The organism is Saccharothrix isguenensis (genome assembly GCF_052936305.1).
In genome coordinates this window covers 1,425,194-1,449,224 of record NZ_CP193626.1, presented here as the reverse complement: position 1 = coordinate 1,449,224, position 24,031 = coordinate 1,425,194, and the positions used below count along the sequence as shown (strand labels likewise).

Genomic DNA, 24,031 nt, shown 5'->3' with positions numbered 1-24,031 from the left:
GCTCGCCCGAATGATCCGGCAGACGTTGAGGAGCGCTAGCGCCACCGCCGCTGCGACCCGGTACGGTCGACGCCCGTTCGAAGCCGACCGTACCGATATGATCACACAGCGTTACGCGGGGTCCTCTTCCTCGTCACGCAGCTCGGCGATGGTCGCCAGCACGTCCGCCGCCTCGATCACCGGCAACAACGGCTCCACCACGGCCGTCACGCCACGGCTCGCGGCGAGCACCTCCTCGGCCAGCTTCACCGCGTCGTCCCGCTCGTAAGGCCCGCACACGAACGAGGCCCACTCCTCCCCCGCCGACGCCTCGAACGTGACGGCCCAGGGCAGGCCCTCCACGTCGGTCTCGTCGTCGGGCTCGTACACGATCACACCAGCCATCAGGCACCGTCCCCGGTTCGGGCGAGCAGCTCGTTGCGCAGCTGCGAAGCAGTGGACACGACCAACATCAGCAGCGTGCTCAGCGGCTCCGGCTTGAGCCCTTCAGCCGGGAACGCGTAGCGCAGCGTCACATCCATCCCCCGCTCGGTGTTGATCACACCGAGCGTGCCGAACAGGCCTTGACCAGCGCGTTCAGCGGCAGACACGGCCAGGTTCGGGTCCTTCGGCAGGTCCCACGCCACCACGCACGTCAGGCTGAGCACGGTCAGGCCCTCGGCCAGCCGCATCGCCTGCACCGCGCACGGCACCTCGGCGTGCTGGAAGCTCAGCGCCCCGTCGTCGTCGACGTGCACCTCGTGGAACATCTCCAACGCCTCACGGGCCGCGGTGAGCAGTTCCGCGGTCACCGCGGCGTCCTCGTCGGTCACTCCGAATCCTCCACGTCGGGCTTGTCAACGGCGCCACCGAAGCGCCGGTCGCGCATGGCGTACGCCTCACAGGCGCGCCACAGGTCCAGCCGGTCGAAATCCGGCCACAGGATGTCCTGGAACACCATCTCGGCGTACGCCGACTGCCACAGCAGGAAGTTCGACGTGCGCTGCTCGCCGGACGGCCGGATGAACAGGTCCACGTCCGGCATGTCGGGCTGGTACATGTACTTGGCGAGGGTGCGCTCGTCCACCTTCTCCGGGTTGATCTTCCCGGCGGCGACCAGCCGGGCGATCTCCCGCGCCGCGTCACCCACCTCGGCCCGGCCGCCGTAGTTGATGCACATCGCGAGGTTCAGCACGTCGTTGTCCTTGGTGCGCTCCTCGGCGACCTCCAGCTCCTTGATGACGCTGCGCCACAGCCTCGGTCGACGTCCACACCACCGCACCCGCACACCCAGCTCGTCCAGCTCGTCGGTGCGGTGGTGGATCACGTCGCGGCTGAAGCCCATGAGGAAGCGGACCTCCTCCGGGCTGCGCCGCCAGTTCTCGGTGGAGAACGCGTACAGCGACAGCCACTTCACGCCCATCTCGATGGCGCCCTTGGCCGCCTCCACCACGACGGCCTCACCGCGCTTGTGCCCCTCCACGCGGGACAGGCCGCGCTGGTTGGCCCAACGACCGTTGCCGTCCATCACGATCGCGATGTGCCGGGGCACGAGGTCGACGGGCAGCACGGGCGGCGTGGCGCCGGTCGGGTGCGGTTCCGGGGGTCGGGGAACACGCTTGGCGTGCTCAACCCGCCGTCGGCGGAGCATGACTGTCCTCTCTGGATCACTGGGGGAATTCGTGGGGCAGGCGACTCTAACCGTCGGACGGCTGAGCCTTTCGCTCGACCAAGGGCAGCGACCGCAGCTGCCGCTCCAGGTGCCACTGGAGGTGCGCGGCGACCAGGCCGCTGGCGTCGCGCCGGGCACCGGTGGGGATGCCGTCCACCACGTCCCACCGGCCGTGGAGCAGGGCGGCGAGCAGGCGCAGGGTGTCCGCGGACGGCGTGGCGCTGCCCGGCGGACGGCACCGCGGGCACACCATGCCGCCCGCGTGCACGTTGAACGCCGTGTGCGGCCCCGGGTCACCGCAGCGCGCGCAGTCGTCCACCGCCGGCGCCCACCCGGCGAACGCCATCGCCCGCATCAGGTAGGCGTCGAGGATGAGCGAGGCGTCCCGCTCCTTCGCCGCGAGCGCCCGCAGAGCGCCCGTGACCAGCAGGTACAGCCGGAGGACCGGTTCGCCCTCCTCGGACGTCAGCCGGTCGGCCGTCTCCAGCACCGCGCACGCCGCCGTGTAGCGCTGGTAGTCGTCCACCAGGACCACGCCGAACGCGTCCAGGGTCTCCACCTGGGTGACCACGTCCAGCGACCGGCCGGGGTAGAACTGCACGTCGACGTGCCCGAACGGCTCCAGCCGGGCGCCGAACCTCGACGACGTGCGGCGCACGCCCTTCGCCACCGCGCGCACCTTGCCGTGCTTCTGGGTGAGCAGCGTGATGATGCGGTCCGCCTCGCCGAGCTTCTGCACCCGCAGGACCACTCCGGTGTCCCGGTACAGGTTCGCCATTCGGAATCCCCGAACCCCTGGAAACCCGGAGACCTAGAAGCCGAGCTTGCGCAGCTGCTTCGGGTCCCGCTGCCAGTCCTTGGCGATCTTGATGTGCAGGTCGAGGTAGACGCGCGTGCCGAGCAGCTTCTCGATGTGCCGGCGGGACGTGATGCCGACCTGCTTCAGCCGTTCGCCGCGGTGACCCAGGATGATCGCCTTCTGGCTGGGACGCTCGACGAACACGTTCGCGTGGATGTCGACCAGGTCGTCACGGCCCTCGCGCGGCAGCATCTCCTCCACCACGACGGCGATCGAGTGCGGCAGCTCGTCCCGCACGCCCTCCAGCGCGGCCTCCCGGATCAGCTCGGCGACCAGGGTCAGCTCCGGCTCGTCGGTCAGCTCGCCGTCCGGGTACAGCGCCGGGCCTTCGGGCAGCTTGCTCAGCACCAGGTCGGCGAGGGAGTCGACCTGGTAGCCGTTCACCGCGGAGACCGGGATCAGCTCGGCGAAGTCCATCACCTTCTGCAGCGCGAGCAGCTGCTCGGCGACCTGCTGCTGGCTGACCAGGTCGGTCTTGGTGACGATGCCGATGACGGGCGTGCGCTTGGCGATCTTCTCCAGCTCGGCGGCGATGAACTTGTCGCCGGGGCCGACCTTCTGGTCGGCGGGCACGCAGAACCCGACCACGTCCACCTCGGTCCACGTCTCGCGGACCAGGTCGTTGAGGCGCTGACCGAGGAGCGTGCGCGGGCGGTGCAGGCCGGGGGTGTCCACCAGGACCAGCTGCCCGTCCTCGCGGTGCACGATGCCCCGGATGGTGTGTCGGGTGGTCTGCGGCTTGCTCGACGTGATCGCGACCTTGGTCCCGACCAGCGCGTTGGTCAACGTCGACTTGCCTGCGTTGGGGCGGCCGACGAAGCACGCGAACCCGGAACGGTAACCATCCATCCGTCCATTGTCCCCGCACCCGCCGGCCGCGCCGCGTCAGCCCTAGTCAGTCGCTGTCGGGTGGGCCGGCGCACACCACTCGTGCGGTGATGTGGTCGTCGCGCCGGACCGGCGCTCCGAGGTCTCGAACGGCCTCGGCCGAGGCCTGAGGTGCGGGCTCAGGCCTTCTTCGCCGGTGGCCGGATGCGGTTCACCTCGAGGGTGGCCGGCATCGGGCCGCCGTCGGCGAGCCAGCGTTCCAGGTCGTCCATCACGGCGTCGTGCAGGACGAACCCCAGCCACACCGGCTTCTGGCCCGCCGGCTTCACCACGATCACGTTCGAGTTCTCGCACGCGTCGAGGCAGTCGGCGGTGCGCAGGCGCAACCGGCCGCCGGAGTTGTCGGCCAACTCCCGCAGCCGCCGCAGCTGCTCGTCGTGGTCGTAGTCCGGGTGCTTCTTGACCGTGCCGCAGCAACACCCCCGGCACAGGGTGATGTAGTCGCGCACCTACGCGGTTTCCCGCACGGCGCCGGACGCGTCGGCGCGGAAGACCCGTGCACCGGCCGTCATGTCGCGCACGGCGGCCAGCGAGTCCTCGTCCACGGCACCGGCGGCGGTGACGACGGCCGCCGCCTCCAGGCCCTCGGCCCCGCTGGACACGGCGGCGGCCACGGCGGCCTGCAACGCCGTCAGCTTGAGCGACGGCAAGGCGACCGTGGTGGCCGCGTAGGTCCGGCCATCGGTGTCCCGCACGGCCGCACCCTCGGGCGCTCCCGTGCGCGCCCGCGCCGAACGCGCCAGCGTGATGATCTTCTGGTCCTCGGGGTCGAGGTCAGTCACCGGTGGTCCCCTCGCTGTCGTCGCCGTTCACCGGGCGCACGAGCACCGTCGTGATGCGCATCCGCCCTCGTTCGTCCTTGCCGCCCTCGGCCCGCATCCGCAGGCCCGCGATCTCCGCTTCGGTCCCCGGCAGCGGCACCCGGCCCAGGCGTTGGGCCAGCAGACCTCCGACGGTCTCCACCTCGTGGTCGTCCAGCTCCGTGCCGAACAACGCGTCCAGGTCGTCCACCGGCAGCCGCGCGCTCACCCGCACCGAACCGTCGTCCAGGTGCTCCACCGGCGGCCGGTCGTCCGTGTCGGACTCGTCGGTGATCTCCCCGACGATCTCCTCCAGGATGTCCTCGATGGTGAGCAGCCCCGCCGTGCCGCCGTACTCGTCCACCACGATCGCCAGGTGGTTGCGCGACAGCTGCATCTCCCGCAGCAGGTCCGCGATCGGCTTCGAGTCCGGGATGAACGACGCCGGCTTCATCACGCCCGCCACCGTCGTGCCGTTCGGCTCCTCGGCCAACGTCAGCCGCACCAGGTCCTTGAGGTTCACCACGCCGACGATGTCGTCGACGCTCTCACCGATCACCGGCACCCGCGTGTACCCGGTGCGCAGCGACAGGGCCAGCGCCTGCCGGACCGACTTGGTCTGCTCGATCCACACGATCTCGGTGCGCGGCACCATCACCTCGCGCGCGATCGTGTCGCCCAGCTCGAAGACCGAGTGGATCATCTCCCGCTCGCCCTCGTCCACGACGCCGCGTTCCTGCGCCATGTCCACCAGCTCGCGCAGCTCGACCTCGGACGAGAACGGACCCTCCCGGAAACCCTTGCCGGGGGTGATCGCGTTGCCCACCAGGATCAGCAGCTTGCTCAACGGGCCCAGCAGCCGGCCGAGCACCCGGATCGGACCCGCCGCCAGCAGGCTCACCGCGTACGGGTGCTGCCGGCCGATGGTCCTCGGACCCACGCCGACCAGCACGTACGACACCACGAGCATGCTCAGCCCGGCGACCAGCATGGCCACCCAGTCGGTCGCGACGAGCTCGAAGCACACCACCGTGACCAGCACCGTCGCCGCCAGCTCGCAGCCGAGCCGCAGCAACAGCAGCAGGTTCACGTGCCGGGGCCGGTCGGCCAGCAGCGCGATCAGGTGGACGGTGCCGGCCCGACCCTGCCGCTGCAACGCCTCGACCCGTGCGCGCGACACCGTGCCCAGCGCCGCGTCCACCCCCGCGAACGCACCCGCCGACAACACCAACGCCGCGGCCAACACCAGCAAGCCGGTGGGACTGCCTATCACCTCGGCCGCCTCAGGTGGTCGGCTCGGGCCGGTCCGCGTCCTCCAGACCGACCGCCCCGAGCAACTTCGAATCGGCCTCGCGCTGCGCGGACTTGCGCTCGGCCTCGGCCGCCGCGGTGCGGAAGTCGCCCAGGATGCGGTTCTGCAGCGTGAACATCTCCCGCTCCTCCGCGGGCTCCGCGTGGTCGTAGCCGAGCAGGTGCAGCACGCCGTGCACGGTCAGCAGGTGCAGTTCGTCCAGCAGGCTGTGGCCCGCCTTCTTGGCCTGGTCCTTGGCGAAGTCCGGGCACAGCACGATGTCGCCCAGCAGCGCCGGGCCGAGGCCCGCGGCGTCCGGTCGGCGGGCCGAGTCCAGCTCGTCCATCGGGAACGCCATCACGTCCGTCGGGCCGGGCAGGTCCATCCAGCGCTGGTGCAGGTCCGCCATCACGTCCAGCTCGACCAGCAGGACGGACAGCTCGGCCAACGGGCTGACGCCCATCCGGTCCAGGGCGAACCTGGCGGCGGCGACTATGGACGGCTCGTCCACCTGGACGCCCGACTCGTTCGCGATCTCGATGCTCACGGTGCCTATCGTCCCCGGCGCTGCCCGCGCGACCGCGCACCGGGTCCGGCGTGGTGCTGGTGACGTTCGGCGGCGTCGCCCTCGTCCTGGTCGACCTGCCACTTCTCGTAGGCGTCCACGATGTCCGCGACCAGCCGGTGGCGGACCACGTCGCTGCTGGTCAGGATGGAGAAGTGGACGTCCTCCACGCCTTCCAGGATGTCCCGGACGACCCTCAGACCGCTGCGCTGCCCGCCGGGCAGGTCGACCTGGGTGATGTCGCCGGTCACCACGATCTTCGAGCCGAAGCCCAAGCGGGTGAGGAACATCTTCATCTGTTCGGGCGTCGTGTTCTGCGCCTCGTCCAGGATGATGAACGCATCATTGAGGGTGTTGTGGGTGAGCAGGTAGTCCTCGGTGACGTAGAGCGAGTCGGCTGCCGCCACCTGGATGCACACCGCCTCGGCCCGGCCCGCCGGCTCGATGCTGTCGATGAACCGCATCGGCCGACCTCCGCCACCCGCGGCGTGGTACGTGTCCCGCTTGCGGAGGAGCCGGAAGGGCTCGACGCCGCGGGGCAGCCGGATGTCGACGACGTGCGCGTCGTGGCGGTAGCCCACCTCACGCCCGTTCACGAATCCCGGCTTCCGCCCCTCGGCCACCCGGGTCCTGGTGTACGCGACGCCGCCCAACGACCGGACCAGGTCGACCACATCGTCCCTGAGCTGGGGGGACGTGGTCGTGTACTGGATGCGGCAGGTCCGACCGGCTTGCGTCACAGGTCCGCCGTCCGCGTCCAGCAGACCTTGCAGGACGGCCAGCCGGACCTCGGGCGCGTTGTGCAGGTAAGCGCCGGGGATGAACTTCGCGTGCGATCGGGTGCCGAGCAGGTCGAGCGCCCGCAGCGCCCCCGTCACCGGGTTCTCGATCGTGATGACGCGGCCCGGCGTCCTCACCCGGTTCAGGACGTAGTCGACCCGGTTCTTCCGGTTCACCACGACCCCGGGCAGGGCGGACTGGAGCGCGACGACCAGCTCCGGGTCGTCGGTGGAGAAGGACGGGGTGGTCGAGCCGGTCACGCAACCGTCGCCGAGCAGCAGCCCGAGGGCGTACGGGTCCACCGGGACCTCGCGCCTCGGGTGGCACGCCGGGGCGCTGAGCAGCGGCATCTCGTACCGCCGCGCGTGGGCGTCGCGGAGGTCGCCGATCATCTCCTTGGTCTCCAGGACCCGCCACGGCTTGTCGCGGCGGCGGTCGGAGGCCGTCCTGACCGTCCAGAGGTGGTCGCCGCAGGCCAGCGTCGAAGCGCCGTCCTGGGCGGAGACCCGGTAGATGTCCTTCTCGCCCTGCGGGTACACGCCCAGCACGGGGGTGGGCTCGCCGTTCGAGCCGATGACCAGGTCACCGACGCGGAGGCTGCCGATCGGCCGGAAGCCGTCCGGCGTCAGCACGGTGGTGAACACCGGTTGCGCCCGACCACGCATGTAGGCCAGCGGGGCGACCTCGATCGTGCCCGCCTGGGTGAGGCGCGGGATGGATTCGGGGTCGACCATGTCGTGCAACGCGTCGTACAGGGGGCGCAGGTACGGGTCGATCTTCTCGTAGAGCGTGCCGGGCAGGTAGCCCAGCCGCTCGCCCGCCTCGACCGCGGGCCGGGTCAGGATGATCCGGTTCACCTGCTTGGCCTGGAGCGCCTGCACGGCCTTCGCCATCGCCAGGTATGTCTTGCCGGTGCCCGCGGGGCCGATGCCGAACACGATCGTGTTCAGGTCGATCGCGTCCACGTAGTGCTTCTGGTTCAGCGTCTTCGGCCGGATAGTGCGGCCACGCCGGGAGATGATGTCGAGGCTCAGCACCTCGGCGGGCGACTCGCTGGTGCCCGCGGACAGCATCGCGACCGTGCGGCGGACCGTGTCCGGCCCCACCTGCTGGCCGCGGCCGGCGAGGGTGATCAGCTCGGAGAACACCCGTTCGGCGAACGCCACGTCGGCGGGCTGGCCGGAGAGCGTGATCTCGTTGCCGCGCACGTGCACGTCGGCGTCGAGCAACTCCTCGACGAGCCGGAGGTTCTCGTCACGCGACCCGAGCAGGGCGAGCACCGCACCGTCGGGCACGGCGAACTTGGATTGGGCGTCGGCCGCGGCCCGGCCTGCCTGCGGCGTGTTGTCAGCGGTTCCGGCCACGTGGCCTCGGGCCCTCTTCCTGCGCGTTCGCGCCGTGCTCGGGTGAATTCGACCTTCTGCGTCCGATGCTAGCCGTCCCCACCGACAGTCCGCACCGGAGTAAGGAACGGGTTGGACACGGTGGGTTCACCGGGAGCGCGGCGAAGTCGCGCCCGCCCGCCCCCGACGACGTGCCCGCCCGCGTCCGCCTCGCGGCGGACCGGCAGTGGCCCCGGAACCGGCCGAGTGGGCTTCCCTGCGGCGCGCCGGAACCGGTTTCGGGCTGGTGGACGGCGGTGAGCTGGTCGGCCGGGTGATCGTCACCCGGTTCGGGGACGAGCACGCGGCGGTCAGCATGGCGTCGGTGGCGCGTAGCCACGGTGGGCATGGGCTCGGGCGGGCTGTTGGTGGAGCCCGCGCCGGCGTTCGCGGGCACGCCGGCGGTGTCCCAGCACGCGACTTCGTACGGCAAGCCGCTGTACGGGAAGCCGGGATTTCGGCCGGTGGACCGGGTGACGGCGCACGTCGGGGCGTTCGGCGGCGTCCGTTCGCCCCGACGCCCGGTGATGCCGTCTCGGGCAGGCGTCACGCCAGGGGCCCGAGCCGCCGTCCGCCGAGCACGTGCAGGTGGGCGTGGAAGACGGTCTGCCCCGCGTCCTCCCCGGTGTTGAACAGCAGGCGGTAGCCGCTGTCCGCGACGCCTTCGGCCTTCGCCACTTCACCGGCGGCCAGGAACAGGTCGTCCAGCACGGTGGGCGCGGCGGCGGCGAGCGCCACGGCGTCCGGCGCGTGCACCTTGGGCACCAGCACGACGTGCGTCGGGGCTTGGGGTGAGATGTCGCGGAACGCCAGCGTGGTGTCGGTCTCGTGCACCACGGTCGCCGGGATCTCGCGGGCGACGATGCGGCAGAACAGGCAGTCGGACATGACTCCGCAGGCTAACCCACCCGTGAGTCCTACGTCCGGAACGTCCCGGACGTAGGACTCACCGGGTGGTGAGGCGTAGGGCAGCGGCGCGGCACGTTGCCCAGGCCTCGGTGTCGGGGGTGATGAGGGCCATGTGGTCGGTGTCGGGGAGGGCGATCAGCTCGGCGCCGGAAGCGGCGGCGAACGCCTCGCTCTGCGCGATGGGCACGTCCTCGTCATCCTCGCCGTGCACCAGGACCAGCGGTTTCGGGATCGGCAGGAGGGCGGCCGGTGAGGCGTCGGCGTAGAGGGCCGGGACCTCGGCGGGCGTGCCGCCCAGGAGTTCGGCCGCACGGCGGGTGATCTGCGGGTGCTGGAGGAAGTCGAGCACCCCCGCCTGGGCGACGGCACCACGCACCCGCGGGTGGCGGGCGGCGGCCCACACGGCGAGGTGGCCGCCGGCGGAGTGACCCAGCGTGACCACGGGGCCGAGCGCCGGGTCCAGGACATCGATCGCGGCCAGCACGTCGTCGCCCGTCGCGGGCCACCCGCCGCCACCGCCCACCCGCCGGTACTCGACGTTGTACGCGGCCACGCCGTGGGCCACGAGGTCGGCGGCGAGGGGGCGGCCGAGTTCCAGCCCATAACGCTGGTGCCAAAAACCACCATGGATTACCACGACAACGGGAAATGATTCACCGGACGGCGAGGAATACTCGCCGAACTGGCTCGGGTGCGGCCCGTAGACGATGCGCAATCGAAACCCCTGTGTGAGCAAAAAGAGGCCGCGTCGCGGTGGGACCTGGGGGTCGTCCCACCACGACGCGGCGGCGCCGGACCGAGGGGGGAGGTGTCCGGCGAGTTCGTGGCGAAGGGCCGATCGCGGCTAAACGAATCCAACCCCTCTGCCCATCAGCGTAACCCCAATGTCAGGTGTTCGCCAGAAGGGAGCAAGCTTCATTACGCCCAGCGATCGGTCAGCACACCCAGCGCACCCAAAGCCACGGCCGCCGCGGTAGACGCACGAAGCACGGTCGGCCCCAGTCGCACGACCCGCGCGCCCACACCGGTCAACGTGGACAATTCCTCGTCGGTGATCCCGCCTTCCGGTCCGACCACCAGCAGCACATCACCCGAAGTGGGCAACTGAACCGATCCGATGCCCGCCGACGCGGATTCGTGCAATACCAAAGTCACCGCCGAGGACGCGGCCAGCCGCGCCAGCCCGGATGTCGAAACGGGTTCCGCGACCGACGGCACGCGAGCCCGGCGGGCCTGCTTGGCCGCCTCACGCGCGGTGCTCCGCCAGCGTTCGAGGGCCTTGGCCCCGCGCGGACCTTCCTCCCACTTCGTCACGCAGCGCGAAGCGCGCCACGGCACGACGCCGTCCACACCCGCCTCGGTGGCCAGCTCCACGGCCAGCTCGCCCCGGTCGCCCTTCACCAGCGCCTGCGCCACGACCACCCGCACGGACGGCTCCGGCACGACCCACCGCTCGACCACGTTCAGCCGGAGCGAGTCCTTGGACGCCTCCGACACCACGCACCGCACCTGCGCGCCCGTGCCGTCGGAGAGCACCAGCTCCTCCCCCGCGCGCAACCGCCGCACGGTGGCCGCGTGCCGTCCCTCCGGGCCGTCCAACACGGCCTCGGCACCGGAAGGCAGCGCGGCGACCAGGAAGACCGGCAGCGTCACCGGTGGTTGCGGCCGGAGCGCAGCCGCGAGAAGAGCCCGCCGACACCCTTGCCGTTGTGCGCGAGCGTCGGCTCGTCCTCGCCGCGCAGGACGGCCAGCTCGCGCAGCAGCTCGACCTGCCGTGCGTCCAGCTTGGCCGGCGTCAGTACCTCCAGGTGCACGTGCAGGTCGCCACGGCCGTCGATGCGCCCGCTGGACCGCAGCCGGGGCATGCCGCGCCCGGTGAGGACCAGTTCGGTGTTCGGCTGGGTGCCGGGTTCGATCTCCAGCTCCTCCTCGCCGTCCAGCGTCTGCAGCGGCAGCACCGCGCCCAGGGCCGCGGTCGTCATCGGGATGCGCACGGAGCAGTGCAGGTTCGCGCCGTCACGCTCGAAGACCTCGTGCGGCACCTCCTCGACCTCGACGTACAGGTCGCCCGCCGGTCCGCCGCCGGGTCCGACCTCGCCCTGACCGGCCAGCCGGACGCGCATGCCCTCGGCCACGCCGGGCGGGATCTGCACCGAGATGGTCCGCCTGGACCGCACCCGGCCCTCGCCCGCGCACTGCTGGCACGGGTCCGGGATGACCTCGCCGAGGCCGCGGCACACCGGGCACGGCCGGGCCGTCACGACCTGGCCCAGGAAGGAGCGCTGCACCGACTGCACCTCGCCACGCCCGCCGCACGTGTCGCAGCGGATCGGGGACGAGCCGTCCGCGCAGCCGCTGCCCACGCACCGGTCGCACAGGATCGCCGTGTCGACGGTCAGTTCGCGCGAAGCTCCCGCCGCGCACTCCTCCAGCGTCATCGACAGCCGGATCAGCGCGTCGGAACCGGGCTGCACACGGCTGCGCGGACCACGTCCGCCACCGCCGCCCGCGCCGAAGAACGCGTCCATGATGTCGCCGAGACCGAAGCCCGCGAACGGGTCGCCACCGCCTCGACCGCCACCCGAGTCCAACGGGTCGCCGCCCAGGTCGACGACCTGCCGCTTCTTCGGGTCCGAGAGGACCTCGTAGGCGGCGGTCACCTCCTTGAAGCGCGCTTCCTCGTTGGGGTTGACGTCGGGGTGCAGCTGCCGCGCGAGCTTGCGGTAGGCGCGCTTGATCTCGTCGGGAGTCGCGTTCTTGGAGACCCCGAGCGTGCCGTAATAGTCCCTCGCCACCGTGTTTCCTCCTGCGAGCACGCTGCGACACGCGCTCGCTCGCTGTGCGAAACGTCCTGCGGGACCGCGGTGTTCCCCCCGCCGTCACCGTCCGGTCAAGATCTCCCCGACGTAGTTGGCCACCGCTCGCACGGCCGCCATCGTGCCGGGGTAGTCCATGCGCGTCGGCCCCACCACGCCCATCCCGCCGAGCAGGTTGTCCCGGCTTCCGTAGCCGATGGACACGATCGAGGTGCTGCGCATCTCGGCCGCTTCGTTCTCCTCGCCGATGTGCACCAGGATCCTGCCGGGGTCGCGGGCCGCGGCCAGCAGCTTGAGCACCACGACCTGTTCCTCCAGCGCCTCGAGCACCTGGCGCAGGGAACCGGGGAAGTCTGCCACGTTGCGGGTGAGGTTCGCGGTGCCACCCAGCACCAGGCGTTCTTCGGGGTGCTCCACCAGCGACTCGATGAGGACGGTGCTCACCCGCAGCACCGCGTCGCGCAGCTCGTTCGGCACGTTCTCGGGCAGCTTGGCGACCTCGGCGGAGGCGTCGGACAGGCGTTGGCCGACCATCGCCGCGTTGAGCAGCGACCGCATCCGGGCCACGTTCTCCTCGGTGATCACGTCGCCGAGGTCGACCGAGCGCTGGTCGACCCGGCCGGTGTCGGTGATCAGCACCAGCATCAACCGGGCCGGCGTGATGGCCAGCACCTCGATGTGGCGGACGGTCGAGCGGCTGAGCGTCGGGTACTGGATGACGGCGACCTGGCGGGTCAGCTGGGCCAGCAGCCGGACGCTGCGGCGCAGCACGTCGTCGAGGTCGTAGGCGCCTTCGAGGAAGTTCTGGATGGCCCTGCGCTCGGGCGTGGACAGCGGCTTCAGCTCGCTGAGCCGGTCCACGAACAGGCGGTAGCCCTTGTCGGTGGGCACGCGGCCCGCGCTGGTGTGCGGCTGGGTGATGTACCCGTCCTCTTCCAGCGAGGCCATGTCGTTGCGCACGGTGGCGCTCGACACGCCCAGGTTGTGCCGTTCGACCAGGGCTTTCGAGCCGACCGGCTCCTGGTTGGACACGTAGTCGGCGACGATCGCGCGCAAGACTTCGAACCGGCGCTCATCGGAGTTCAACGCGCGTCACCTCCAGGAAGTCGTACTGCTTCACCTTGAGTTTACGGAGGTTGGGGCGGGTATCGGTAAACCCGGTCGCCGAGCTTCGGCATATCCGGATAGCTTCCCGTGTGCTCTCCCGCATCCAGGCCGCCCTGCGCGACGCCATCCGGACCGACGCCGAGCGCGTCGGCCCGTTCCTGGTGCGCTTCGACGCGCACAGCGACCACCCCTTCCTGAACTACGCCGTGCCCGACGACGGCGAGCCGGCCACGCCCGCCGAGGTGGAGGCCCTGGTCACGGCGTTCTTGGAGCGGTCCCGGACGCCGAGGCTGGAGTACCTGCGGCCGGCGCCGCTGATCGACGAGGTGCTGGCGGCGGCCGGGTTCACGGTGGACCAGCTGCTGCCGATGATGGCGGTCGACGTCCTGAACGCGCCGCCGCTGCCGGCCGGGCTGGTGCTGGAGGCGGTGACGTCGGACGCGGATCTGCTGGCGGTGTCGGTGGTGCAGAACACAGCTTTCGGGGTCGGGACGGCGGGCGAGGAGGACGTGGCACGGCAGCGCTCGCTGCTGCGCGACAACGGCGTGATCGTGCTGGCCCGCCTGGACGGCGAACCGGTGGGTGCGGGCGTGTACACGGGGCCGTGCTACGACCTGGCGCAGGTGGCGGGCATCGCGGTGCTGCCGGCGTTCCGGCGGCGCGGCATCGCGTCGGCGGTGTGCGCCGACCTCACCGCGCGCGTCTTCGACGCGGGCTGCACGCCGTTCCTGGAGAGCGAGCCGGACAATGCGGTCCGCCTCTACGCGCCGCTCGGGTACCGGACGATCGGCGAGTCGGCGTCGATCACGCTCAAGTGAGGCGGCAACGCCGTAGGGCGGCGACGCTCAAGTGAGGCGGCGCACGACGGCGTCGGCGAGCAACCGACCCCGGTCCGTGAGCACGCAGCGCCCCTGGTCCAGCGCGGAGGCGTCGAGCAGGCCGTCCTCGGCGGCGGACTTCGCCTCGGCCCGGCCGTCCTGGTCGAGGACGTCGAGCGGCAGGCCGGTGGCGAGGCGCAGCTCCAGCAGCACGCGTTCCACCCGGCGGTCGTCGTCGGTCAGGACTTCGCGGCCGGCGGCGGGCGACGTGCCGGACGCCAGCAGTTCCGCGTACTTCGCCGGGTGCTTGACGTTCCACCAGCGCACCCCGCCGACGTGGCTGTGCGCGCCGGGGCCGGCGCCCCACCAGTCGGCGCCCTGCCAGTACAGGATGTTGTGCCGGCACGCGGCCTCCGCCGACGCGGCCCAGTTCGACACCTCGTACCAGTGCAGGCCCTGCGCGGTCATGGCCTTGTCGATCAGCTCGTACTTGTCCGCGAGCACGTCGTCGTCCGGCATGGGCAGTTCGCCGCGACGGACCCGGCGGGCCAGCGCGGTGCCCTCCTCCACGATCAGCGCGTACGCGGACACGTGGTCCACGCCCGCGCTGCGCACCGCGTCGAGCGACGACTGGAGGTCGGCGACCGTCTCGCCGGGCGTGCCGTAGATGAGGTCGAGGTTCACGTGGTCGAAGCCCGCCGCACGGGCCTCCTGAGCGGCGGCCACCGGACGGCCCGGCGTGTGCACCCGATCGAGCAACGTGAGGACGTGCCGTGCGGCGGACTGCATGCCGAGCGACACCCTCGTGTAACCAGCATCACGGATGGCTGAGAAGAAATCGGGTGACGTGGACTCCGGGTTGGACTCGGTGGTGACCTCCGCGCCGGGCGCCAGCCCGAACGACGACCGGACCGCGTCCAGCACCTGGCCCAGCCCGTCGGAGCCGAGCAGCGACGGGGTGCCACCGCCGACGAACACCGTGTCGACCGCCGGCGGGGCGCCCAGCACGGACGCGGCGAGGTCCAGTTCCCGCCGCAGGCCCTCCAGCCAGGACGCCGGTGACGCGGAAGTGCCCAGCTCACCGGCGGTGTAGGTGTTGAAGTCGCAGTAGCCGCACCGGGTCGCGCAGAACGGGACGTGCACGTAGACGCCGAACGGGCGGTCGCCCAGACCGGTGAGGGCGGAGGCGGGCAGCGAGCCGTCGGAGGGCGCGGGATCACCGATCGGCAGGGCGGAGGGCATGACGCCCATTGTCCCATTTACCAGCACCGCGACCGTCGTCCCACGATGCGGATGCCTGTGGACCACGGGGTGGACGCGTGGCACGCTGAGGCACATGACATCGACCGGAGTCCGCCTGGTGGTCCGCCGCCACGTCGACTTCCGTCGTGTCTCCAGCGCGATGTGCCGTCGTTCGGCATAACCCGCGCCTGCCTTTTTGTTCCCGTCGGCGCCGGGTGCGCTGACGAGACCCCCACCACGGCTGTCCTGGGACTCGCACGCGCACCAGCGCCCCGAATCCCCGGAGGACGAGGATGGTCCCCCCGACGACGACGCCTCAGCGCACCAAGCAGCGCCGAGGTGAGGGGCAGTGGGCGCTGGGCTACCGCGAGCCGCTGAACCCGAACGAGCGGAGCAAGAAGGACGACAATCCGCTCAACGTGCGTTCGCGGATCGAGAACATCTACGCCCACGGTGGTTTCGACTCGATCGACCCGGCTGATCTGCGTGGGCGTTTCCGCTGGTACGGGCTGTACACGCAGCGCAAGCCGGGGATCGACGGCGGTCGTACGGCGACGTTGGAGCCGGAGGAGCTGGACGACGAGTTCTTCATGCTCCGGGTCCGGATCGACGGCGGCCGGTTGACCACGCGGCAGTTGGCGTTGTTGGGCGAGTTGTCGCAGACCTACGCGCGTGACACGGCCGACATCACCGACCGGCAGAACATCCAGTACCACTGGATCCGCATCGAGGACGTGCCGACGATCTGGCGCAAGCTGGAGGACGCGGGTCTGACCACGATGGAGGCGTGTGGTGACAGTCCGCGCGTGATCCTCGGCTCGCCGGTGGCGGGGATCGCCGAGGACGAGGTGGTCGACGGTTCGGGCGCGATCGACGAGATCCTGCGCCGTTACGTCGGTGATCCGCGGTTCGCGAACCTGCCGCGCAAGTTCAAGACGGCGATCTCGGGGTTGCCGGACGTGGCGCACGAGATCCACGACGTGGCGTTCGTCGGGGTGGAGCACCCGGAGCACGGGCCGGGTTTCGACGTGTGGGTCGGTGGTGGGCTGTCGACGAACCCGATGATCGGGCAGAGGCTGGGCGCGTGGGTGCCGGAGGCCGAGGTGCCGGAGGTGTGGGAGGGCGTGATCAGCGTCTTCCGGGATTACGGCTACCGGCGGTTGCGGCACCGGGCGCGGATCAAGTTCCTGGTCGCGGACTGGGGTCCGGGGAAGTTCCGTGACGTGTTGGAGACCGAGTACCTGAAGCGGAAGCTGGTCGACGGTCCGGCGCCGGAGGTGCCCGCGGTCCCGCGTGACCACATCGGTGTGCACCGGCAGAAGGACGGCCTGTTCTACATCGGGGCGGCTCCGATCGCGGGTCGGGTGTCGGGTTCCACGTTGGTCGAGGTGGCCAAGGTGGTGGAGCGGGCGGGGTCGGGCCGGGTCCGGCTGACGCCGCAGCAGAAGCTGGTCGTGTTGGACGTGCCGGAGGGCGAGGTCGGGAACCTGCGGTCGGACCTGGCGAAGTTGGGGTTGCAGACGGAGCCGTCGCCGTGGCGGCGCGGTGTGATGGCGTGCACGGGTATCGAGTTCTGCAAGCTCGCGATCGTGGAGACCAAGGCGCGTGCGGTCGACCTGGTGTCGGCGTTGGAGAGCAGGTTGGCCGACATCGTGGGCGGGGTGACCGAGCCGGTCTCCGTGCACATCAACGGCTGCCCCAACTCGTGTGCCCGGATCCAGACCGCGGACATCGGCCTCAAGGGCATGATCGTCGCCGACGGGGACGGGCGGCAGGCCGAGGGTTTCCAGGTGCACCTGGGCGGCGGGCTGGGGCTGGACGCCGGGTTCGGCCGGAAGTTGCGGGGCCACAAGGTGACCGCCGTCGAGCTGTCGGACTACGTCGAGCGCGTGGTGCGCAACTTCGTGGCCGGGCGTGAGCCGGGCGAGAGGTTCGCGCAGTGGGTCGCCCGCGCCGACGAGGGTGATCTCAAGTGAGTGCGGTCGCGACCGCGCCGCCGTCTCCGGAGCAGCGGCCATGAGCACCGAGCGCGCGACTCCTTTCTACTGCCCTTATTGCGGTGACGAGGACCTTCGTCCGCAGGAGGAGCCCGACTATTCGTGGCTGTGCGCCTCGTGTCGCCGCGTGTTCACGGTGAAGTTCGTTGGTCTCAACCTTCCTCAGGAGGTGCAGCGATGACCGCCCCGACCAGGGTCGAGGAGCTGAAGGTGATCGCCGAGGCCGCTTCGGTGGAGCTGGCGCAGGCCGGTGCCGAGGAGGCGCTCGCGTGGACCGCCCGGACGTTCGGCGAGAGCTGGATCGTCGCGTCGAACATGCAGGACGCCGTCCTGATCGATCTGGCCGTCAAGGTGAAGCCGGATGTGGACGTGCTGTTCCTGGAGACCGGTTACCACTTCGCCGAGACGATCGGCACGCGTGACGCGGTGGACCTGGTCTATCCCGAGGTCCGGATCGTGAACGCGGCGGCCGAGCAGTCCGTGGCCGACCAGGAGGCCCGGTTCGGCCTGCTGAACAGGTCGGATCCGGGCGAGTGCTGTCGGCTGCGCAAGGTCGTGCCGTTGCAGCGCACGCTGGAGAACTACGACGCGTGGGTGACGGGGGTGCGTCGGGTGGACGCGCCGACGCGGGCGGGCACGCCGGTCGTGGCGTGGGACGACCGCAACGGGCTGGTGAAGGTCAACCCGATCGCGGCGTGGTCGGACGACGAGTTCCACGACTACATCGCCCGGCACGGGATCCTGGAGAACCCGTTGGTGCAGGACGGTTACCCCTCCATCGGCTGCGCGCCGTGCACCGTGAAGCCGCTGCCGGGCGCCGACCCGCGCAGCGGCCGGTGGGCGGGGCGGGCCAAGACCGAATGCGGGTTGCACGGATGACCACGACAGCTCTGGACACGTTGGGGCGCCTCGAATCCGAGGCGATCCACATCTTCCGCGAGGTGGCCGGCGAGTTCGACCGGCCGGTGATCCTGTTCTCCGGCGGCAAGGACTCCACGCTGCTGCTGCACCTGGCGGTGAAGGCGTTCTGGCCCGCGCCGGTGCCGTTCCCGCTGCTGCACGTGGACACCGGGCACAACTTCGACGAGGTCATCGCCTTCCGCGACAAGGTCGTCGCGCGGCACGGGCTGCGCCTGGAGGTGGCGAGGGTGCAGGACTACATCGACGACGGGCGGCTGGCCGAGCGCCCCGACGGCACCCGCAACCCGTTGCAGACCGTGCCGCTGCTCGACGCGATCACCGGCCACCGCTTCGACGCCGTGTTCGGCGGCGGCCGCCGCGACGAGGAACGCGCCCGGGCCAAGGAACGGATCTTCAGCCTGCGCAACTCCTTCGGCCAGTGGGAACCCCGCCGCCAGCGCCCGGAGCTGTGGAACCTCTACAACGGCCGGCACCGCCCCGGCGAGCACGTGCGGGTGTTCCCGCTGTCCAACTGGACCGAGCTGGACGTGTGGCACTACATCGCCCGCGAGAACATCGAGCTGCCCGACATCTACTACGCCCACCGTCGGCAGGTGTACCTGCGCGACGGCATGTGGCTCGCGCAGGGCCCGTGGGGCGGTCCGCGCGCGGACGAGACGATGGTCGAGAAGACCGTCCGCTACCGGACCGTGGGCGACGGGTCGTGCACCGGCGCGGTCGAGTCCGACGCCGCCGACATCGCCACCGTCATCGCCGAGGTCGCCGCGAGCAGGCTCACCGAGCGCGGCGCGACCCGCGCGGACGACCGGCTGTCCGAGGCCGCCATGGAAGACCGCAAGCGGGAGGGGTACTTCTAGATGAGCGACCTGTTGAGGCTGGCGACGGCGGGCAGCGTGGACGACGGGAAGTCCACCCTGGTCGGCAGGTTGCTCTACGACACCAAGTCCGTGCTGGCCGACACCCTCGACGCGGTGCACCGCGCCAGCGCCGACCGCGGCCTGACCACCCCCGACCTGTCGCTGCTGGTGGACGGGCTGCGGTCGGAACGCGAGCAGGGCATCACCATCGACGTGGCCTACCGCTACTTCGCCACCCCGAAACGCTCGTTCGTGCTCGCCGACACCCCCGGCCACGTCCAGTACACCCGCAACACCGTCACCGGCGCCTCCACCGCGCAGCTCGGCGTGCTGCTGGTCGACGCCCGCAAGGGCGTCATCGAGCAGACCCGCCGCCACGCGGCCGTGCTCGCCCTGCTGGGCGTGCCGCGCCTGGTGCTGGCGGTCAACAAGATCGACCTGGTCGACCACGACGAGGCCACGTTCTCCCGCATCGCCAAGGAGTTCACCGCCCACGCCACCGCCCTGGGCTACCCCGAGGACGCCGTGGTGACGATCCCCGTCTCCGCACTCGCCGGCGACAACGTGGTGGAGCGCTCCGACCGGACACCCTGGTACGACGGCCCCACCCTGCTGCAACACCTGGAGACCGTGCCGGTCGACGTGGACCCGCACGACGCGCCGTTCCGCTTCCCCGTCCAGTACGTCATCCGCCCCCGCACCGCCGAACACCCCGACTACCGCGGCTACGCGGGCCAGGTCGCCGCCGGCACCGTCCGCGTCGGCGACGAGATCACCGTCCTGCCCGACGGGCTGCGCTCCACCGTCACCGGCATCGACACCGCCGACGGCCCACTGGAACAAGCCGCCTCCGGCCAGTCCGTGACACTCCTCCTGGCGCACGACCTGGACATCTCCCGCGGCGACCTCATCGCCGCCGCCGCCGTCCCACCCAAGGTCACCGACGAATTCGACGCCACCGTCTGCTGGCTCTCGGAGAAGGCACTGACCCCCGGCGCCCGCGTCCTGGTCAAACACGGCACACGCACCGTCCAAGCCATCGTCACCCAGCTCCACACCCGCTTCGACGAGCAGAAGCTCGGCAGCACCGACGCGCCGGACTCGCTGACGCTGAACGAGATCGGCCAGGTCGCGCTGCGCACGGCCGAGCCCATCCCGGTGGACGACTACACCAAGAGCCGCCGCACGGGCGCGTTCCTGGTCATCGACGCCGCTGACGGCAGCACGCTCGCCGCCGGGCTCGTGGGTGCTCCGCTGCCGGAGCTGGACCGCGTGGAGAGCTGTACCGACGGCGGCGACGCCGCCGAGCCGGACAGTCACGCCCTCGTCTCCCCCGGTCCCTGAAAGGTCCCGCGACCGTGAGCACCAAGCGCCGCACCCTGATCACGTCACTGGCTGCACTGACCGCACTCGCGGCACTCTCCGGGTGCTCCCGGATCGACCGCGGTGACGACTCGGCCAACGCCAGGGACCTGGGCGCGGCGACGGAGGTCCGCCTCGGCTACTTCCCCAACGTCACCCACGCCGCCGCACTGGTGGCCGTGGACAAGGGCTTCTTCACGAAGGAGCTGGGTGACACCAAGCTGGTCACGCAGGCGTTCACCGCAGGCCCCACCGCGGTGAACGCCCTGCTGGGCAGCTCACTGGACGTGTCGTTCATCGGCTCCGGCCCGGCGATCAACGCCTACGCCAAGTCCGACGGCGAGGCGGTCACGCTCGTCTCCGGCGCCACGTCGGGCGGGGCGCAGCTCGTGGTGAAGCCGGAGATCACCTCGCCGGCCGACCTCGCCGGCAAGGTCCTCACCACCCCGCAGCTCGGCAACACGCAGGACGTGGCGCTGAAGAAGTGGCTGGCCGACGAGAAGCTCGACGTGCAGGTCACGAACGTGGAGAACTCGCAGTCGCTGGACCTGTTCCGGCGCGGCGACGTGCAGGGCGCGTGGGCGCCGGAGCCGTGGTCGTCGCGGCTCGTGCTGGAAGCGGGCGCGAAGGTGCTGCTGGACGAGAAGTCCCTGTGGGAGGACGGGAAGTTCCCGACCACGGTGGTCCTCGTGCGGACGAAGTTCCTCCGCGAGCACCCCCGGACGGTGGAGGCGCTGCTGCGCGGCCACGTCGCGGCCACCGACTTCGCGCTGGACAACGAGGTCGAGGCCAAGCAGATCGTCAACAACGCGTTGAAGCAGCTCACCGGCAAGGCACTGGGCGAACCGGTGCTGGACCGGGCGTTCGACAACATCGAGCTGACAGTGGACCCGCAGGCCGGGAGCTTTCCGCGGCTGGCACAGGACGCGGTGACCGCGGGTGTGGTGAAGGAGGCCGCCGACCTGGCCGGTCTCGCCGATTTCACGCTGCTGAACAAGGTGCTCTCGGCGGCGGGCAAGCCGACCGTGGACACCGCCGGACTGGACCGGAAGTAACTTGAGGAAGGCAGGCACACCATGACCGCCACGCTTGAGAACCCGACGGCCTTGTCCGACGTGGATGCCGCGGTGACCTTGTCCGGGGTCCGCAAGGTCTTCGGCCACGGCCCGGCCGGCGTCGTCGCGCTCGACGGCGTCGACCTGACGGTCGCCCCTGGCGAGTTCGTGTGCCTGCTCGGCGCGTCCGGCTGCGGCAAGTCGACCTTGCTGAACCTGGTCGCCGGGCTGGACGCGCCCACCTCCGGTCGGATCGAGCTGACCACGTCACGTCCCGCCGTGATGTTCCAGGAAGCCGCGCTCATGCCGTGGCTGACCGCCGCACGCAACGTGGAGCTGCCGCTGCGACTGGCGGGTGTGAAGCGCGGCGCGCGGCGGGAGAAGGCCAGCGAGCTGCTGTCGCTGGTGCGGCTGGTCGGCGCCGGGCACAAGCGGCCCCACGAGCTGTCCGGCGGTATGCGGCAGCGCGTGGCGCTGGCGCGCGCCCTGGCGTCCACGCTGGGCAGCGCCGAGAACGGCACGCCCGGCCTGCTGCTGATGGACGAGCCGTTCGCCGCGCTCGACGCCATCACTCGGGACGTGCTCCAGGCGGAGCTGGTGCGGGTGTGGCGGGAGACCGGCACTGCGGTCGTGTTCGTCACGCACGACGTGCGCGAGGCCGTGCGGCTCGGGCAGCGGGTCGTGCTGCTGTCGTCCCGGCCGGGCCGCGTCGTGCGCGAGTGGTCCACCGCGGACTGCGACGAGCCCGCCGTCATCGACGAGATCACGGCCCACCTGCGAGAGGTGATCAGCGGACATGCCGCAGCTTGACACGGACCTCTCCGCCGTCGGCGCCGGTCTGGACGCGCTGGACGCGCCGTCGCAGGAGCGGCGGCCGTCGCTGCGCAAGCGGTTCCTCCGCACGGCGGTGCCGCCGCTGATCGCGTTCGCGCTGCTGCTCGGCGCGTGGCAGGCGTTGTGGGCGTTGGCGTTCTGGCCGGAGTACCAGTTGCCGTCGCCGGGGTCGGTGTGGGCGGCGGTGGTCGAGGCGGTCGAGACCGGTCGTGCGTTCGAGGTGCTGTGGACCTCGGTCAGCCGTGCCCTGCTCGGGTTCCTCACCGCCGTGGTGATCGCCACGCCACTGGGGTTGCTGATCGCCAAGGTGCGGGTGGTGCGGGCGGCGATCGGGTCCTTGTTGACGGGTTTGCAGTCGCTGCCGTCGGTGGCGTGGGTGCCGGCGGGCATCCTGTGGTTCGGCGCGACGCCGGCGACCATCTACTTCGTGGTGCTGATGGGGTCGGTGCCGTCGATCGCCAACGGCCTGGTGTCGGGCGTCGACCAGATCCCGCCGCTGTTGCCGAGGGTCGGCCAGGCTCTGGGGGCCGGCCGGCTGGCGTCGGCGCGGCACATCCTGCTGCCCGCCGCGCTGCCCGGGTACCTGTCCGGGTTGAAGCAGGGGTGGGCGTTCTCGTGGCGGTCGCTGATGGCGGCGGAGATCATCGCGACGTCGCCGCAGCTCGGTGAGGGTCTGGGGCAGTACCTGCACAACGGGTCGGCGTTGAACGACATCTCGATGGTGATCGCGGCGATCTTCCTGATCCTGCTGGTGGGTGTGGGGATCGAGTTGCTGGTGTTCCGGCCGTTGGAGCGCGCTGTGCTGCGGGCGCGCGGGCTGACGGGTGCGCTGTGACCGCGTTGGTGGCCGTGGCGCACGGCAGTCGTGACCCGCGGTCGGCGGCCGTGGTGCGGCAGTTGTTGGACGTGGTGCGGGCGTTGCAGCCGTCGTTGGACGTCCGGTGCTCGTTCCTGGACCTCTCGGTGCCGTTGTTGGGTGACGTGCTGCGAGGGGTGGCGGCGGACGGCCACCGTTCGGCCGTGGTGGTGCCGTTGTTGCTGGGCAAGGCTTTCCACGCACGGGTCGACGTGCCGAGCGCGGTGGCGGAGGCCGGAGTGCCGTCGTTGGACGTGACGATCGCCGACGTGCTGGGCCCGGACCCCCGGTTGGAGTCGGCGGCGCTGCGCCGCCTGGCTTCGGTCGGTGTGCGTCCACGCGACCGTTCGACGGGCGTGGTCCTGGCCGGTGCGGGCTCGTCCCACGCGCCCGCCAACGCCGTGGTGTCGCGGATCGCCGCCCGGTGGGCCGCCGGTGCGGGCTGGGCCGGCGTGGAAGCCGCCTTCGCCTCCACCGCCACTCCCGACGTGCCGACCGCCGTGGCGCGCCTGCGCGCCCGGGGCGCCGACCGCATCGCCGTGGCGTCGTGGTTCCTGGCCCCCGGCTTCCTCCCGGACCGCGTGACCCGCCTGGCCGGCGAGGACGCGATCATCGCCCCACCCCTTGGCCCGGACCCGGAGGTGGCGGAACTGGTCCTCCACCGCTACCAGTCGGCGCTCTGCTCTCGACTGGCCCGCACTGCCTGAGTGCGAGCGCCCTATCGTGCGACCGTGAGCGCCACGGCCCCTCGTCCGATCCTGTTCCTCGACGTCGACGGACCGCTCATCCCGTTCGGCACGCCACCGCCGCACCACCCGGACGGCCACCCGACCTACCGGGCGGGTCACTCGAATCCGCTGCCGGGCAGGATCAACCCCGCGCACGGACCCCGGTTGGCCGCACTGGCGTGCGACCTGGTCTGGGCCACGACGTGGATGGCCGATGGGCAGGACGGGGTGCACTGGGGGACCCTGGCGCTGGTCGACTGGGCGGCCGGTCGCGCGTTCGCCTGGATCGACGACGAGATCACCGAGGCCGATC

Annotated in this window: 25 protein-coding genes and 3 pseudogenes; 10 read left to right on the top strand and 18 right to left on the bottom strand. The window is 71.2% G+C overall.

Translation table 11 applies throughout. The features are described 5' to 3' along the window. Window positions 1-111: 111 nt before the first annotated feature. The 17 genes and pseudogenes from ACRAKI_RS07040 to hrcA form a co-directional block, all read right to left on the bottom strand. Window positions 112-384, bottom strand: coding sequence for a hypothetical protein (locus ACRAKI_RS07040; RefSeq protein WP_447006236.1), 273 nt, complete (start codon window positions 382-384; stop codon window positions 112-114). Beyond that, window positions 384-812, bottom strand: a complete 429-nt coding sequence (locus ACRAKI_RS07035) for a YbjN domain-containing protein (RefSeq protein ID WP_447006235.1) — start codon at window positions 810-812, stop codon at window positions 384-386. The genes ACRAKI_RS07040 and ACRAKI_RS07035 overlap by 1 nt, the downstream gene beginning before the upstream one ends. Further along, window positions 809-1,630 (bottom strand): isoprenyl transferase, encoded by an 822-nt coding sequence (locus ACRAKI_RS07030; RefSeq protein ID WP_447006234.1) that lies wholly within the window; start codon window positions 1,628-1,630, stop codon window positions 809-811. Before ACRAKI_RS07030 ends, ACRAKI_RS07035 begins: the two co-directional genes overlap by 4 nt. 46 nt (window positions 1,631-1,676) lie before the next feature. Beyond that, window positions 1,677-2,429: a DNA repair protein RecO gene (gene recO / locus ACRAKI_RS07025; protein ID WP_447006233.1), complete on the bottom strand. Its 753-nt coding sequence runs from the start codon at window positions 2,427-2,429 to the stop codon at window positions 1,677-1,679. 33 nt (window positions 2,430-2,462) lie between these two features. After that, entirely contained in the window at window positions 2,463-3,359 is an 897-nt protein-coding gene (era, locus tag ACRAKI_RS07020) for a GTPase Era (RefSeq protein ID WP_447006232.1), read from the bottom strand. Between the two features lie 158 nt (window positions 3,360-3,517). Further along, window positions 3,518-3,847: a (2Fe-2S) ferredoxin domain-containing protein gene (locus ACRAKI_RS07015; RefSeq protein ID WP_447006231.1), complete on the bottom strand. Its 330-nt coding sequence runs from the start codon at window positions 3,845-3,847 to the stop codon at window positions 3,518-3,520. Next, the gene (locus ACRAKI_RS07010) at window positions 3,848-4,180 is read right to left on the bottom strand and encodes a cytidine deaminase (protein ID WP_447006230.1); all 333 of its coding nucleotides are present in this window, start codon (window positions 4,178-4,180) and stop codon (window positions 3,848-3,850) included. After that, complete coding sequence (locus ACRAKI_RS07005) at window positions 4,173-5,468, bottom strand: hemolysin family protein (RefSeq protein WP_447008350.1); 1,296 nt, start codon at window positions 5,466-5,468, stop codon at window positions 4,173-4,175. The genes ACRAKI_RS07010 and ACRAKI_RS07005 overlap by 8 nt, the downstream gene beginning before the upstream one ends. A 13-nt stretch (window positions 5,469-5,481) precedes the next feature. Next, the gene (ybeY, locus tag ACRAKI_RS07000) at window positions 5,482-6,036 is read right to left on the bottom strand and encodes an rRNA maturation RNase YbeY (protein ID WP_447006229.1); all 555 of its coding nucleotides are present in this window, start codon (window positions 6,034-6,036) and stop codon (window positions 5,482-5,484) included. A 5-nt stretch (window positions 6,037-6,041) separates the two neighbouring features. Continuing rightward, window positions 6,042-6,407: pseudogene (locus ACRAKI_RS06995) on the bottom strand (PhoH family protein); the annotation flags it as partial. A 306-nt stretch (window positions 6,408-6,713) separates the two neighbouring features. Continuing rightward, a pseudogene (locus tag ACRAKI_RS06990) lies at window positions 6,714-7,184 on the bottom strand (LAGLIDADG family homing endonuclease); the annotation flags it as partial. Window positions 7,185-7,487: 303 nt separating this feature from the next. Continuing rightward, window positions 7,488-8,198 (bottom strand): annotated as a pseudogene (locus ACRAKI_RS06985) (PhoH family protein); the annotation flags it as partial. A gap of 564 nt (window positions 8,199-8,762) precedes the next feature. Continuing rightward, on the bottom strand, window positions 8,763-9,104 hold the full coding sequence (locus ACRAKI_RS06980; protein ID WP_447006228.1) for a histidine triad nucleotide-binding protein: 342 nt from the start codon (window positions 9,102-9,104) through the stop codon (window positions 8,763-8,765). A 58-nt stretch (window positions 9,105-9,162) separates the two neighbouring features. Then, complete coding sequence (locus ACRAKI_RS06975; protein WP_447006227.1) at window positions 9,163-9,762, bottom strand: alpha/beta hydrolase family protein; 600 nt, start codon at window positions 9,760-9,762, stop codon at window positions 9,163-9,165. 281 nt (window positions 9,763-10,043) lie between these two features. Continuing rightward, entirely contained in the window at window positions 10,044-10,778 is a 735-nt protein-coding gene (locus ACRAKI_RS06970) for a 16S rRNA (uracil(1498)-N(3))-methyltransferase (RefSeq protein WP_447006226.1), read from the bottom strand. After that, on the bottom strand, window positions 10,775-11,920 hold the full coding sequence (gene dnaJ / locus ACRAKI_RS06965) for a molecular chaperone DnaJ (protein ID WP_447006225.1): 1,146 nt from the start codon (window positions 11,918-11,920) through the stop codon (window positions 10,775-10,777). The genes ACRAKI_RS06970 and dnaJ overlap by 4 nt, the downstream gene beginning before the upstream one ends. A gap of 84 nt (window positions 11,921-12,004) precedes the next feature. Continuing rightward, window positions 12,005-13,027 (bottom strand): heat-inducible transcriptional repressor HrcA, encoded by a 1,023-nt coding sequence (gene hrcA, locus ACRAKI_RS06960; protein ID WP_447006224.1) that lies wholly within the window; start codon window positions 13,025-13,027, stop codon window positions 12,005-12,007. Between the two features lie 110 nt (window positions 13,028-13,137). Between hrcA and ACRAKI_RS06955 the strand changes: the two genes are divergently transcribed. Beyond that, entirely contained in the window at window positions 13,138-13,866 is a 729-nt protein-coding gene (locus ACRAKI_RS06955; RefSeq protein ID WP_447006223.1) for a GNAT family N-acetyltransferase, read from the top strand. Between the two features lie 27 nt (window positions 13,867-13,893). Here ACRAKI_RS06955 and hemW read toward each other — a convergent pair whose 3' ends face one another. Further along, on the bottom strand, window positions 13,894-15,108 hold the full coding sequence (hemW, locus tag ACRAKI_RS06950) for a radical SAM family heme chaperone HemW (protein ID WP_447006222.1): 1,215 nt from the start codon (window positions 15,106-15,108) through the stop codon (window positions 13,894-13,896). 293 nt (window positions 15,109-15,401) lie between these two features. On the opposite strand from hemW, the gene ACRAKI_RS06945 reads away from it, so the two are divergent. Genes ACRAKI_RS06945 through ACRAKI_RS06905 form a run of 9 tightly spaced genes read left to right on the top strand, consistent with a single transcriptional unit; the run spans window position 15,402 to window position 23,697 of the window. Continuing rightward, window positions 15,402-17,084 (top strand): nitrite/sulfite reductase, encoded by a 1,683-nt coding sequence (locus ACRAKI_RS06945; protein WP_447006221.1) that lies wholly within the window; start codon window positions 15,402-15,404, stop codon window positions 17,082-17,084. A gap of 40 nt (window positions 17,085-17,124) precedes the next feature. Next, the gene (locus ACRAKI_RS06940) at window positions 17,125-17,286 is read left to right on the top strand and encodes an Insertion element protein (RefSeq protein ID WP_447006220.1); all 162 of its coding nucleotides are present in this window, start codon (window positions 17,125-17,127) and stop codon (window positions 17,284-17,286) included. After that, on the top strand, window positions 17,283-17,984 hold the full coding sequence (locus ACRAKI_RS06935; RefSeq protein ID WP_447006219.1) for a phosphoadenylyl-sulfate reductase: 702 nt from the start codon (window positions 17,283-17,285) through the stop codon (window positions 17,982-17,984). The genes ACRAKI_RS06940 and ACRAKI_RS06935 overlap by 4 nt, the downstream gene beginning before the upstream one ends. Beyond that, entirely contained in the window at window positions 17,981-18,883 is a 903-nt protein-coding gene (cysD, locus tag ACRAKI_RS06930; protein ID WP_447006218.1) for a sulfate adenylyltransferase subunit CysD, read from the top strand. Before ACRAKI_RS06935 ends, cysD begins: the two co-directional genes overlap by 4 nt. Continuing rightward, window positions 18,884-20,227 (top strand): sulfate adenylyltransferase subunit 1, encoded by a 1,344-nt coding sequence (locus ACRAKI_RS06925; protein WP_447006217.1) that lies wholly within the window; start codon window positions 18,884-18,886, stop codon window positions 20,225-20,227. It abuts the gene before it with no gap. Window positions 20,228-20,241: 14 nt separating this feature from the next. Continuing rightward, window positions 20,242-21,300, top strand: a complete 1,059-nt coding sequence (locus tag ACRAKI_RS06920; protein ID WP_447006216.1) for an ABC transporter substrate-binding protein — start codon at window positions 20,242-20,244, stop codon at window positions 21,298-21,300. A gap of 21 nt (window positions 21,301-21,321) precedes the next feature. Continuing rightward, window positions 21,322-22,110, top strand: coding sequence for an ABC transporter ATP-binding protein (locus tag ACRAKI_RS06915; protein ID WP_447006215.1), 789 nt, complete (start codon window positions 21,322-21,324; stop codon window positions 22,108-22,110). Next, on the top strand, window positions 22,097-22,969 hold the full coding sequence (locus ACRAKI_RS06910; protein ID WP_447006214.1) for an ABC transporter permease: 873 nt from the start codon (window positions 22,097-22,099) through the stop codon (window positions 22,967-22,969). The genes ACRAKI_RS06915 and ACRAKI_RS06910 overlap by 14 nt, the downstream gene beginning before the upstream one ends. Further along, on the top strand, window positions 22,966-23,697 hold the full coding sequence (locus ACRAKI_RS06905; protein ID WP_447006213.1) for a sirohydrochlorin chelatase: 732 nt from the start codon (window positions 22,966-22,968) through the stop codon (window positions 23,695-23,697). Before ACRAKI_RS06910 ends, ACRAKI_RS06905 begins: the two co-directional genes overlap by 4 nt. Window positions 23,698-24,031 lie beyond the last annotated feature (334 nt).

Bases quoted from the DNA above. Each gene is read 5' to 3' on its own strand.
- ACRAKI_RS07040 (WP_447006236.1), bottom strand. From the start codon at position 384: ATGGCTGGTGTGATCGTGTACGAGCCCGACGACGAGACCGACGTGGAG.
- ACRAKI_RS07030 (WP_447006234.1), bottom strand. From the start codon at position 1,630: ATGCTCCGCCGACGGCGGGTTGAGCACGCCAAGCGTGTTCCCCGACCC.
- recO (WP_447006233.1), bottom strand. From the start codon at position 2,429: ATGGCGAACCTGTACCGGGACACCGGAGTGGTCCTGCGGGTGCAGAAG.
- era (WP_447006232.1), bottom strand. From the start codon at position 3,359: ATGGATGGTTACCGTTCCGGGTTCGCGTGCTTCGTCGGCCGCCCCAAC.
- ACRAKI_RS06980 (WP_447006228.1), bottom strand. From the start codon at position 9,104: ATGTCCGACTGCCTGTTCTGCCGCATCGTCGCCCGCGAGATCCCGGCG.
- hemW (WP_447006222.1), bottom strand. From the start codon at position 15,108: ATGCCCTCCGCCCTGCCGATCGGTGATCCCGCGCCCTCCGACGGCTCG.
- ACRAKI_RS06945 (WP_447006221.1), top strand. From the start codon at position 15,402: ATGGTCCCCCCGACGACGACGCCTCAGCGCACCAAGCAGCGCCGAGGT.
- ACRAKI_RS06940 (WP_447006220.1), top strand. From the start codon at position 17,125: ATGAGCACCGAGCGCGCGACTCCTTTCTACTGCCCTTATTGCGGTGAC.
- ACRAKI_RS06935 (WP_447006219.1), top strand. From the start codon at position 17,283: ATGACCGCCCCGACCAGGGTCGAGGAGCTGAAGGTGATCGCCGAGGCC.
- cysD (WP_447006218.1), top strand. From the start codon at position 17,981: ATGACCACGACAGCTCTGGACACGTTGGGGCGCCTCGAATCCGAGGCG.
- ACRAKI_RS06925 (WP_447006217.1), top strand. From the start codon at position 18,884: ATGAGCGACCTGTTGAGGCTGGCGACGGCGGGCAGCGTGGACGACGGG.
- ACRAKI_RS06915 (WP_447006215.1), top strand. From the start codon at position 21,322: ATGACCGCCACGCTTGAGAACCCGACGGCCTTGTCCGACGTGGATGCC.
- ACRAKI_RS06910 (WP_447006214.1), top strand. From the start codon at position 22,097: ATGCCGCAGCTTGACACGGACCTCTCCGCCGTCGGCGCCGGTCTGGAC.